General features: G+C 54.1%; 9 protein-coding genes. 4 read left to right on the top strand and 5 right to left on the bottom strand.

Annotation, left to right across the window (positions count from 1 at the left end):
• Nucleotides 1-11: 11 nt before the first annotated feature.
• Genes Q1B46_RS18665 through Q1B46_RS18645 form a run of 5 tightly spaced genes read right to left on the bottom strand, consistent with a single transcriptional unit; the run spans nt 12 to nt 4867 of the window.
• A complete protein-coding gene (locus Q1B46_RS18665; RefSeq protein ID WP_299950393.1) occupies nt 12-1475 on the bottom strand; it encodes an aldehyde dehydrogenase in 1464 nt (487 codons plus the stop codon).
• Between the two features lie 14 nt (nt 1476-1489).
• Nucleotides 1490-2527, bottom strand: coding sequence for an LLM class flavin-dependent oxidoreductase (locus tag Q1B46_RS18660; protein ID WP_299950391.1), 1038 nt, complete (start codon nt 2525-2527; stop codon nt 1490-1492).
• A 6-nt stretch (nt 2528-2533) separates the two neighbouring features.
• Complete coding sequence (locus tag Q1B46_RS18655; protein WP_299950389.1) at nt 2534-3469, bottom strand: flavin reductase family protein; 936 nt, start codon at nt 3467-3469, stop codon at nt 2534-2536.
• On the bottom strand, nt 3466-4293 hold the full coding sequence (locus Q1B46_RS18650) for an alpha/beta hydrolase (RefSeq protein ID WP_299950387.1): 828 nt from the start codon (nt 4291-4293) through the stop codon (nt 3466-3468). The genes Q1B46_RS18655 and Q1B46_RS18650 overlap by 4 nt, the downstream gene beginning before the upstream one ends.
• Nucleotides 4265-4867: an amino acid synthesis family protein gene (locus Q1B46_RS18645; RefSeq protein ID WP_299950386.1), complete on the bottom strand. Its 603-nt coding sequence runs from the start codon at nt 4865-4867 to the stop codon at nt 4265-4267. The genes Q1B46_RS18650 and Q1B46_RS18645 overlap by 29 nt, the downstream gene beginning before the upstream one ends.
• 117 nt (nt 4868-4984) lie before the next feature.
• On the opposite strand from Q1B46_RS18645, the gene Q1B46_RS18640 reads away from it, so the two are divergent.
• The 4 genes from Q1B46_RS18640 to Q1B46_RS18625 all read left to right on the top strand — a co-directional run bounded on the left by Q1B46_RS18640 (nt 4985) and on the right by Q1B46_RS18625 (nt 12624).
• A complete protein-coding gene (locus tag Q1B46_RS18640; RefSeq protein WP_366871603.1) occupies nt 4985-5662 on the top strand; it encodes a GntR family transcriptional regulator in 678 nt (225 codons plus the stop codon).
• A gap of 796 nt (nt 5663-6458) precedes the next feature.
• Nucleotides 6459-9779: a hypothetical protein gene (locus tag Q1B46_RS18635; RefSeq protein WP_299950382.1), complete on the top strand. Its 3321-nt coding sequence runs from the start codon at nt 6459-6461 to the stop codon at nt 9777-9779.
• 213 nt (nt 9780-9992) lie between these two features.
• Complete coding sequence (locus Q1B46_RS18630) at nt 9993-10289, top strand: hypothetical protein (protein WP_299950381.1); 297 nt, start codon at nt 9993-9995, stop codon at nt 10287-10289.
• Complete coding sequence (locus tag Q1B46_RS18625) at nt 10192-12624, top strand: caspase family protein (RefSeq protein WP_299950427.1); 2433 nt, start codon at nt 10192-10194, stop codon at nt 12622-12624. Before Q1B46_RS18630 ends, Q1B46_RS18625 begins: the two co-directional genes overlap by 98 nt.
• Nucleotide 12625: the final 1 nt, after the last annotated feature.

Below are 12625 nucleotides of genomic sequence, written 5' to 3'. Positions count from 1 at the left end.
AAGTGTAGCGATCAGCGCATGACAAACGGATCCGGGATCGGATCGTCGCTGGTGCGCAACCAGACCGACTTGATCTTGGTGTAATCCAGTGCCGCCTGAAGCCCGCCCTCTCGTCCGTGGCCGGACAGACCATGCCCACCAAAAGGCGCGATGGGACTAACGGCCCGGTAGGTGTTGACCCAGACGATCCCGGCCCGAATGGCGCGGATCATGCGATGGGCGCGGGTCAGGTTCTGCGTGAAAAGACCCGAGGCCAATCCGAACTTTGTGTTGTTGGCTATGGCGGTGGCTTCTGCTTCGGTTTCAAATGATACGACCGACAAGACCGGACCAAAAAACTCGTTGGTCAGACTGTCCGCCTCGGTCGAATCAGAGCAATCCAGAATAGTGGGTGGAAAGAAATTGCCTTCGCGTTCTAGGGGCTTGCCGCCTGTCACCACCTTTGCGCCTTGCGCCACTGACCGCTCAATCAGGTCAACTGCAATGTCGCGCTGGCGCTTGGTGCAGAGCGGGCCAACCTCTGTCGCCATGTCACCAGGCGCACCGATCACGACCGCTTCGGCCTTTTCCTTGAGGCGCGTCAGAAAGGCATCCTTGATCGATGCCTGCACCACAAGGCGCGAACCCGCAACACAGCTTTGTCCCGTCGCGGCGAAAATACCAGAAACTTGAGCGTTCACAGCGCTTTCGATATCGGCATCATCAAAAACGATGAACGGCGATTTGCCACCGAGTTCCAGCGAGGTCGAGGCCAGATTCTCGGCCGAATTCCGCACGATATGGCGCGCCGTTTCCGGCCCTCCGGTAAAGGCGACATGGGCCACTTTGGGATGGCTGGTCAGCGTGGCCCCAACGACTGATCCGCCTGTTATGACGTTCAGCACACCTTTTGGAAATCCCGCCTGATCGAAGATGCGTGCAAATTCAAGCATCGGCGCAGGCGCCTCTTCAGAGGCTTTTAGCACAACCGTACATCCCGCCGCCAACGCTGGGCCGATTTTCACCGCCGACAAAAACAATTGCGAATTCCAAGGAACAACGGCTGCCACGACCCCGATCGGCTCGCGGCGAAGCCAGACATCCATATCGGGTTTATCGATCGGCAGATGTGCGCCTTCGATCTTGTCAGCCAGTCCTGCGTAGTAGCGGTAATATTCAGCAACGTAAGCAATCTGAGCCGAGGTTTCGCGGATGATCTTTCCGGTATCTCGAGTTTCCAAATCAGCCAGACGCGGGGCATTTTCCGCAATCAGGTCAGCCAGCCGATACAACAGCTTGCCGCGCGCCGTTGCTGTCATCCCTGCCCAGTCAGAAGAGAAAAATGCGCGCTCGGCGGCTTCAACGGCTTGATTGACGTCCGCTGCGCTGGCTTCGGGCATCTGTGCCCAAACCTTTCCGGTAGCTGGGTCTAGACTGTCGAACTGTGTCGCTCCGTCCGAGAATGCACCATCAATATACTGTTGAAACTGCTGCATTTTACGACCCTTTGTTATTGCAACGCCGGCATGACGTCTTTGATGAACCGCTCCAGCGAGGCTTTCTTACGCTCGAACGTCATACTTGAATCGATCCAGAAGGAGTATTCATCGTATCCAAGCGCTTCGCATTTTCGCAAGCGGTCGATTACGGTATCGGCGGTGCCAATGATTAGGTCACGTTCCATGTTTTCGGGCGTATTAAAAGGATGCGCGGCGATATCCTCGTCGCTCAGCGGATCGATCAGGCCTTGAGTGACATCGCGTTTGTTCATGAACCATGCGCCAAAGTAGCAATAGAACCGATTCAGCTCGATTGCTGCTTGTTTCACATCCGCCTCATCCTCGGCGACGTAGGTATGGCGCAGAAGCATGATCTTGGGGCGTGGGATTTCAGGAAATTTCTCGCAGGCGGCATTGAATTTGGACATGAGATCCTCGACCTCACCGTCGCCATTCCACAGTGGCGTCACCTGCACATTACAGCCATTCTGGATAGCAAATTCGTGGCTGTTGGGATCACGTGCCGCCACCCAGATTGGCGGCCCGCCCGGCTGGATCGGCAGCGGCGATGCGGTAGTTTTGGCGAACTGGTGGAATTCACCCTCATGGGCATAGTCGCCCTGCCAAAGTTTTTGCACCGCTGGCACCAGCTCTCGCATGCGTTGACCAGCCTCCCAGGCATCCATACCCGGCATGAGACGCTCGTATTCATAACTGTAGGCACCACGGGCGATACCCAGATCTAAACGCCCTTCAGTGATGATGTCAGCCATCGCCGCCTCGCCCGCCAGACGGATAGGATGCCAGAACGGAGCGATTACAGTTCCTGTACCCAGACGTACGTTCTTTGTATGACGCGCCACATCGACCAAGCTGAGAAACGGGTTGGGCGCGATGGTAAAGTTCATCCCGTGATGCTCACCGGTCCAAACCGCGTGCATACCGCCATCATCGGCGATTTTGCACAGCTGGATGAACTCGTCGTACAACTGCTTCTGGTCCTGATCGGGCGAGATCCGTTCCATATGCGCAAAGAGTGAGAATTTCATACCCATTTAACTCCCAGTGGTGAGTGGTTTGACCTCGCCACTCACCTCGTTGCCGTAATACACCCCAAAATTCCCCATGTGGCTTTCGGCAGCGAACCGTTCCAGCATAGTACAGATGGCCGGATCTGCGATATCCATCCGTGTGGTTTCGCTGAGTTCGGTGAATACACCGTTTGCTGGTTCGCCATCAGCAGCCTGGCACAAGAACGAGATGTGTTGGTGTTTGCGCGCTCCGTCTTGGTAAACAGAATAGATAAATCCCGGCTCGGCCGTGATGCCGCTATTGCTGATAAGCCTGGTCAGGGCAGCGCTGGCCCCATCCGATACATCGTCGGTCAGCGGGATGGTCAAGCCGCCAACGCCATCATCCTGCAATAGGATTTTCCCATCGCGTTCGATCAGGGCGGACACGACCATGCCTGAACGCTTGCTCAAAGCTTTGGCCTCGGCGGCGGGGGTGACATAAGCACCGCGGGCATAGCCCAGACCTGGCGCAATATTGTTATCAAAGGCTTTGACCTCACCGATTAAGATCAAGTGGTCGCCCGCATCAACAGTGTTGAACATATTGCAGTCGAACCAGGCGGAAACGTCATTCAGAATGGGTGAGCCGTTTGGTCCCTGCTGCCAGTCAACAGTGGCAAAGCGATCTTCGACCGGGCGGGCAAACGTGTTGGACACTTCAATCTGCGCCTCGGACAGAATGTTGATCGCGAATTTCTTCGTGTTTGCGAAGGTCGCGTAGTTGCCTGAAGTGTTGGCAAGACAAACCAAAACCAGAGGAGGTTCAAGCGAGACCGACGCGAAGGAATTCGCGGTAAAGCCCAGTGGATTTCCTGCATCATCATGGGCTGTAACAACGGTCACCCCAGTCATGTATGTTCCGAACGCGTTGCGCAGGGCGCGGGGGTTGTTCAGTGTGCGTGGGTCGAATTCAATCATTTGGGGTCACCCTCGTCCAATGGGGTTTGCAACCAGGCTTCCAACGCTGCGTTCACAGCATCCGGAGCTGTAAGGTTCACCATATGCCGGTGATTTTCGATTATAACGGCTTTTCCTCTTGAGGCCGCGTTGGCCATGGCTTGCGACATCGCTGGGGTCGAGTTGGGATCACCATCGCCGGTCAGGGCAAGCAGTGGGCAGGTGATCTGGCCGAACTCGTCAGAATACAGTGCATCCCCACGGGCGAAGGCGCCGTAGGCTGTCGCGTAACCGTTGATATCAACGGCGGATAACCACGATGCCACATCGTCTCGCGCTGCCTGGTCCATTGGTGTATCGCCAAACCATCGTTGCAGCGGCGTTTCCAGATCGAAGGCTCCGGTGCCGATCAGCTCGGCCCGTTCGATCACGGATTTGCTGGCCGCGCCGTCCCGGCAAAATACTCCGTTCAACAAAGCCACGCGCGCTACACGCTCAGGATTGCGAACGGCGAAACCGCCAGCAATCAGCGCGCCCATCGAATGACCCACAAGGTTGACCCGATCTAGACGCATGCCATCCAGAGCAGCCAATAGCCAATCTAGAAACACAGGCAACTCAGATCCCAGTCGGATCTGATCGCTGCCACCATGGCCCGGCATATCCAGGGCAATGACATGATGCGTCTTTGAAAACATCTCTACCTGAGGTTTCCAGGCCGCCGACTGCATTCCCACGCCGTGGATCAGCACCAATGGGGCGTCCTTCCCCGCATGGGACAGCCCTGCCTCTTGATAGGCGACACTGCCGAATGGATCAGACAGCTGCAGGGTTTTCGACGTCATGGCCAAGTTCCTTGAGATCCTGATAGCGATCCCCAATGCGGTGATGCGGACGGCCGCCAATCGACGCCCCCAGGGCAATCATGATTTCATCGGGTGCAGGTGCATCTGCGATCTGTAGCTGAATGGTCAGGTAATGGCTGCGACGGCCGCCATCATTCTTGTCCATCAATGGAATTTGCATCGGGGCATTAGCTGGGCCACGTGTGTTGGTGAAAGCCAGATATGATTTGGCGCCAACCGCTTCGCGATAGAAATTGCCAAAACGCAGCGTGTGGATCAGTGCCGATCCGTGCTCGACTTCACCATTCACACCGACGATTGCGGCCTTACCGTAGCCCTCGACTTTGTCACCGCCTCTGGCTGCGTCTAGAACCATATCTGTTAACATCTTGCCCAAACCCGGTGCGCAATCGTGGATCTCGGGCTTAAGATCTTCAACAAAGCCACGACCTGCCCAGGGGTTTTTGATGACCGCAATCGCTGCAATCATCTTCAACGGATGTTCAGCGACCTTCCCCCCTTCGATCAGAGTGTCTTCAACATGCAGGAGTGTTTTACGGATTTCGGCAGGCATGACAGTCTTTCTTGTGAATCATAATTCGAGAATATGGTATACCATCATATCATATGTCAATAAGACCTTGTCCCTAGCAATCTGAGGCAGTACCTATTGGCTATGAGCACAGCCAAGTTGACGAAAATTGATCACCCACCTGCAACGTTGCGCGATATGGTCCAGGAGCGTATGCGCGAGGCGATCATCGAAGGTTTGTTTGAACCCGGTCAAAGGCTTGTCGAACGCCCGCTTTGCGACCAGTTGGGCGTCAGCAGAACCGTAGTCCGGGAAACGATACGCTATCTTGAAGCCGAAGGACTGGTTGAAATCTTACCTGGCCGCGGCCCCATAGTGGCTACAATGAGCCGCGAGGATGCGAGACAAATCTATGAAATTCGCCGTATGCTTGAAACCGCCGCTGCCGAAAAATGCGCCCGCGATATCACACCCGAGCGTGCCCGCTCGCTCAAAGAAGCGCTGAAGCGCCTGAAACAAGGGTTTTCAGACAAAACGCCCGGTGCGCTTTTTCGCACCACTGCTGATTTCTATTCAGAGATTTTCGATGGAGCCGGCCACTACATCGCATGGGATGTCGTTCAGCGCCTGAACGGCCGGATCAGTCGGCTGCGCATGATGACCCTGTCCACCACAGACCGTGACCGCCCCGGTATCGCGCATATGCAACAGATTTGCGAAGCCATCATCTCGGGCAACCCGGCCGCAGCACGCGCCGCTGTCGAAGAGCACTTGGATGACACATCTGCTATTGCAGACCGGCTGCTTGCCGCAGAAGAGAAGAATGAAAGTGACTGACTCACCCAAAGGTGGTTCTGTTACAAAATTCTATATTGGTGGGCGTCAGCGGTCAAAACTCTGCAACAGATCCCCGAATAGTAGACCAACAGACCGAAATGCTGCGCGAGAACTGCCAGAAGTTTCCGCATGATTGCGAGCTGTTCGATCTGCGCAACGTCGCGGACATCTCGTTGGACAATTGCGTCGGCATAATCGTGGTACCAACCCCATTTTCCTTCCCATCTTATCCGTCCAAGTGCCTCAGAATAGTCACCCGAAAGTAAGAATTCAAAAAAGGTCATCTCCGATGACCCGTTTTTCTACAACAGGGTTCTTTGCGCCGAATGCGCTTTCGATAAATCCTGATTTCGTTTCAGGACGGTCTGTCTGACTGAGGGGTGGGAGACGAACAATTCCATTCGTCATACAAGGTAGTTCGTGACCTTCGGAACGGTCATGAGATTAGCAGAAAACCACCCAATCAAAGCGTTTGCTTTGATTAACGCCAAAGATTGCGACTGATCCGTAATATGCAGAAAGAATGCCCATAAAGTAGACGCGACGCCAGGTTCCAGTATAAATTGCAACTATCGCTTCTCGTGCTCAAGCGCTCAGATCGGGTATGCGACGTAGTTTTTTGGTTTCGTAGGCGGGGAAGTGGACACGCATTTCAATGCTTCGAGTTTTGGAGCCGATCACGATCAGCTTCGAAAACAAATGGCATAATTTCAAAACCAACGCCGGACGCTCCGTTTGCATACCGAAGTAATCGACTGATGTAACAAGACAGGCTCGACGACTGAGGTTAATAGCAATGCAAAACACCTGTAAAGAACGTATACCAATGCACGTTTTACGCGGAACTTGGGCGCGCCTAATAATATTAGTATTTGGTATTTTGCAGTTTGGGCAGGCATCGGCGCAGGACTCGGCGGTTTCCCTTCTTTCCCTCCAAGACGCCAAACTTGAATTTGATCTTACTGCTCCTGAACACCTATCGTCTGTTGACGCTTTGTTTGATGGAGATCCAAGCACCATCGCTCGCTTCGACATTATCGACGGTGAACCTGTAGATGTCGTCATTGGCTTCGGAGGGCGTGTCGTAAACGCGACGGAGCTCGTACTTTCACTTTCACCTGAGCCATCGGATGCGCCACCTATGCGTGTTGACGTTCTCGCATCTAGTTATTCACCTTCGACCGGCTTTCGATCTCTCATCGAAGAAAGGCTGGATGCGCTAAGACCGGAGCAGGTCGTATCGCTACCGCCAGCCCCAGCAACATGGGTATTGATCCGTCTCTTTCCGCCTACAGAAAAAATTGAAATAGCAATTGCTGACCTATGGTTGAAGGGATGGGACGGGCCACCTGAACCACGCTATGCTTTTGGCGAGTCTCCTGCGGCAGCCATAGACATGATTGAAGGGTTGGAAACGCTTGGGGTGGACGGCGTCTCATTGACCGATGCTGAGAAAGAGATCTTCGCGCGTGCTGAAACCGGGGGTTTGGAAGCGTCAGATATCGAAACTATTGCCCTTTTGGCCTCAGGTGTCATGGATCAGCAAGAGCGCGACACTTACCGCCAGCAACTTGACACCTTAGAAGGCCTTATTCGCGAGGAGTTGGATACTACTGCACCCCCCATGGTACTAGGGCGGAACCTTTTGGAATGGCTACATGAAAATTCGTATTTGAATAGATACCAACTATCGCAAACTGATATTTCGGAAGTATTGGACCAAGGTCTTTTTAACTGCGTTTCCTCAGCGGCACTCTATAATGTTCTCGGATGGCGTCTTGGCCTGGATCTAAGGGCAATCGAAGTGCCGGATCATGCATTTTCGATCCTTTATGATGGTTTGGATCATGTGGATGTCGAGACGACTACCGCGCGCGGATTCGCACCGGCGCGTGAGCAAGTCGAAGAATTCAAAAACTTAACTGGTTTTACATACATACCAGAGTCTAACAAAGCTCTTCGCCGCGAAATCGGGCGGGAGGGGATCGCAGCTCTTATCTATTACAATCACGGAGTCGAATTTCTCCGCGAGGGCAAATATCAAGAAGCTCTGCTTGCCAATTTCCGCGCAATGAGCCTTGATCCTGAATTCTCATCCGCCGTTACAAACGCCTTGGCGGCGCTCAACGGTTGGAGCAGATCACTGGCAGAGAGCGCAGACTGGGAACAGGCCACGACCGTGGCGGCCTTAGGGCGCCAACTTGCACCCGACGACGAGATACTTGCCCAAAATCAACGTGCAGTCTGGAGCAAATGGGCCGCCACCCGGTCAGATTCGGACGACTATGTCGGAGCGCTAGAGGTGCTAGACCGCGCTGCAAGCCAAATTCCGGGCCATGATTTTGAGTCCGATAAAATTGCGGTTTTCTTGCGCCCAGCAGAAGCTTCGGTGTCTCGTGGAGAATGGGAAGAAGCGTTCTCTATTGCCGACCGTGCCGATGCGCTGCTTGTTGGGGAGGCAAAAGCTGAAATTGGCCATTGGCGATCTGATCTTTATCTTCGTCAAGCGCGTTCAATGATAGATATGACGGACTACGAGGCCGCGGCCTCCATTATTGCGGGAGTATTTGGCACAAGTTTGGAGACCGAGCGCGCCCATCGGATTGCGCGTTACTTGGCACAAGAATGGGCATTGGATAGCGGCGGGATCGAGGATGGGCTATCCAAAATCGCAGACCTAAAAGACCAGTTGCCGTTGGTCTCAGGGTTTGATGACGTCGCAGAGAATTTCACCATTCGTTGGATCAATTCAGGGATGGATAGCCGACAACTAGAAATGGCGCTGGAGCAAGCTCAAAAAATTGGACCCTTGCTAACTGCAACGGGTTCGGACTGGGATTTAGGTGCCTATGTGTACAACGCTTATGCACGCGAGCTGATCGAAAGCGGTGATTGGCAAGCTGCGGCCGAATTGCATGCATCTGGCCTTGCTGCACATCCCGACGACGACTACTTGTCGAAAAACGCCCGCTATGTCGCCCAAAAGTGGCAGGCTAGTGCTCTGGCGGAAGGTGGAACTGTAGAACTGGAAGTTACCAACGCGCGGCTTCGCGAGCTGTTCCCGACCTTTGCGGTAGATCCTGGCTTTGGCGAAAACGAAATCGTTCGGAAATTGAACACCTACTTGCGCGAAGGCAACCATGACGGAGCTATGGAGTTCCTGGATAGTGCTCAATTGCTTCTGGCACCGGAAACCTTCCGTGAACTCACAATCCTGATTATCGATCACCGTGCCCAACGTGCAATGGATGAAAGAGAGTGGGAAGCTGCGGCCAGAATTTACTCGAACGCGCGCAGTGACTTGGACGATGCCAAATTGTTTTCAAGAAATGTCGCTTACATAGCTCAGGAGTGGACGCGCACAAGCGGTGCAGACGCTGGTGCCCAAGGCGTTGCCACCGCCGCTGAAACACTTGGGGGGCTTTTCCCGGGCGATGAGAAGGTCGCGGAGATGGGCACGCGGGCGATCCAGAGATTAATCTCCGAGAAGGTTAGGTCAGGGGAAATTGATTTGGCAAAGGCCCAATTGGTCAGTGCACGGTCCTTTCTTTCACCCGAAGAATTCAACAATAGCACAGTCGCGCTGTATCGAGACTGGGGCAACGCTCGGCTGGAGCAAAACGATTGGAAGGGCGCTTTACTCGCATATGCTGCTGGGCTTGAGTTGGTTCCTGACTCCCGAGATCTGCGTCGCAACGTCCCGTATTCTTTTCAGGAGTGGTCCACATCCGCCCTCAAAACCGAAGGTGCAGCAGGTTTTATCGTGGCTGTCAACGAAATGGAGACGGTTTTCCCTGATCCCAAAGCTCTGGCAGGAGTTTTACAAAACGTCCTTTCGAGCCACATGGAATCGATGATCAGTGCCGACATGCCGAACGCAGCGTTGGAACTTATTGACGAAGTAGCTGTTGTGCTGGATTCCGACACAACACATGAGGTCAAGGTTTACACATACGAGAAATGGGCCAGGTTGTATTTCAACCATGAAGGATGGCTTCGCGCGGTCGAAATCTATGACCAAGGCTTGGCGGACGTCGGCAACAGCTCACTACTAAGGAATAACCGAGAATATGCCCAGTCCAAAGCGGACGAGGCGGCCGTTGCCGCTCCACCTTAATCCTCGGATGTCCGTTGGTTATCTTACGGAACCGGCTGCTTAATCCGCAGGTTCGGCGTGATTTCTTCGATCGGACAGAATTTTAGCAACAGAACCGTGATCAACTTCACTGTAGTCAACAGCTGACTCCGATAAACAATATTGGACAGCTTAAGCCTACTAGTAATAGGGTTAATGTCATATTGGTACATTTTACTATAGGGAGGACCCGCAATGGTCCGAGTTTCAGTCACGCTAATATTGTCCAGTACACTTATTGTAGCTGGCTGCGATACGGTCGGCCTTGATACCAGCCAGCAAGAACCCATAGTCGAACCGCAACCCGCACCTGTTGTCGAACCGACACCTGCACCCGCACCGGCGCAGGCAAAATCATCCAGCACTTCGGCCCGAGAGGAAAATAGTGGTGGAGATGACGGCGGCGGAGATGGTGGCGGCGGCGGCGGCAACAGTGGCGGCGGCGGTGGCGGCGGCGGTACTGGTGGTGGCGGCGGCGGAAGCTGGGGTTGAAACCGTGGGTCCACGCATATTCAGATACAATCTGAAAGCTCGGGTTCTTTGCGGACTACTCGCCTTATGTCTCTGGATAAATCCGGCGCTGGCTCAATCCACTACTGACACGTCGATACAAACGCCAATCGCGCCGCGCATCGCGATCGTGATCGGCAATCAGGACTACATGAATGTCGGTGACCTTGCCAATGCACGCAAAGATGCACAGGATATTGCGGCTTTACTTCGCGAGTTCAATTTCAAGGTTTATGACGGATATGACCTTGAGAAGCGCGAATTCGAGGAATTGCTGCGCACCGCCGTTCTAAATATTCCCGACTCTGCCAATGTGCTATTTTACTATGCCGGGCATGGTATCCAAATCGGGCGGCGTAATTATCTGCTGCCCGTCGATGCCAAATTCGAAAGTATCTATGATGTCCCCCTCGCCACAATGACACTGGACCGGGTGATCGATACCCTATCAGCCCGCAGTTCCGCTCATGTAGCTATCCTGGATTCTTGTCGAGATAACCCATTCAGCGATATTCGGCTGGCGGCTGATCTCGATGCTAACTTGTTCGAAACGCGCACCGGGTTTGATGTATTCCGAACACCACTGAATTCACTTGTTGCGTATTCAACCTCACCAGGTGCAGTTGCCAGCGATGGGGCCTCGGGTCAGAACAGCCCCTACACTGCCGCGGTTCTCGAAACAGCACGCAATTCACCGTTCGAGAATATTCAGGCCTTGTTCCCGGTTATTCGCGAACAGGTGCACAGTTCGACCGATGGGCAGCAAATCCCCTGGGAAAGTTCAACGCTGGTTAAACCCTTCTATCTTGCGCAATCGCAAGCCGAACCAACGGAGGAACCCCCTCAGGCGACAATCTCGCGGTCGCTGGATCTGACCCGGCAATTCGATAAAAACGTACCGCTATCCCAACTTTTGGAACAAGCTCTGGGAACCGATATCGACACGGTTCAATTGGTTGAGCGACCCGAACAAGGCGTGATCGCCATTGGTGGCGGGCAGCAGAGCGGTGCAATCAATTACACCCCAGAAATCTCTGACATCCGGGCGGTTGATATCATCACCTCAGATGTTGAGGATACATTCACAGTTGAAGTTGTCACCACAGGCCAGCAGCGTCAGCGGGTTGATGTGTCACTTAAACTAAACATGAACCCTTGCGATCTGGAAGCCGGCGATGCGCTGGACTTGAATGGCGTGGGGGTATTCCGGCTACCGAACGAGATCAACATAACCAAAGGGCTGGAAGCGTGCCGTGCTGCCGTTGCCGCCAACCCCGACAATGCGCGGTTCCGCTATCAATTGGGTCGCGTTCAGCAGGCCGCCGGACAGCTAAGCGATGCTTATGCCAATATATCTGCAGCAGCGCAGGCCGGTCATATTCGCGCTAAGTTCGCCCTTGCCGTATTGCTGGATTCCGAGCGGATCGACCGTGATGTCACGCGCATCCCTCTTGATCCGCAAATGGCGCTGGAATTGCTGGAACAAGGAACTGCCGAGCAGGATCCCTATGCGATGCACAGGCTGGGCAAAAAGCTGCTGCGGGAAGGGAAAACTCAAGAAGCCAAACAACGCGGATTTGAGCTGCTCGAACGTTCGGTCGAACTGGGCCATACGTTCTCAATGAACGAACTTGGTCTGTATTTCCTACGCGAAGACTCTGAGCACTATATCCCTGAACGCGGGATGCGCTATTTGCGGGCGTCCGAGCTGCGCAAAGATATCTATGGGTACAACAACCTTGCTTATGTCGCGCTGAACGGGCTTGGGGGCAATCCCGTCGATAATGACAAGGCGCTTGAGTATTTTCTGGCTGCTGCTGAGGGGGGACATCCGACTGCACCTGCCAGCGTGGCGCGAATGATTTTGCGCGGCCAATTGCCGGGACGGACAAAATCCGAGGCGCTGGACTGGTATGATGCTTCGCTGGCACGGGGCGATGCGTGGGGCGGTGCGAACGGCGCTTATATTATCCTTGACGGTCAGGTTTCGGGTAAAGGCCAGGCAGACGCGGCCTTGCGTGCGGCCAAGGCCTCGCTCTTAGCGGATGCCGAGGCGGCAGGGCAGGCACGCGATCAATTGAATAGTTTGCCGGCTGTGGCGCAGGATAGAGCCCTACAAATGGCGCTGAATGAACTGGGGCAAAACGTGGCTGTCGACGGTCAGGTCGGTCCAGCAACCAAGAAGGCACTTGAAGACGTTGCAATCGCGCACGGTGTACCGATATCAACAGCGGCACTGAATGACCCCAAAGAACGGCTTATCCTGGCGGCGCGGGTTTATTGGGCCATCAATCCGGTGCGCTTCGATCTGTTCTGAT

The organism is uncultured Ruegeria sp., assembly GCF_947500045.1.
GTDB lineage: Bacteria > Pseudomonadota > Alphaproteobacteria > Rhodobacterales > Rhodobacteraceae > Ruegeria.
The sequence above is the reverse complement of the archived record's forward strand: the minus strand, read 5'-3'. Positions and strand labels throughout refer to the sequence as shown.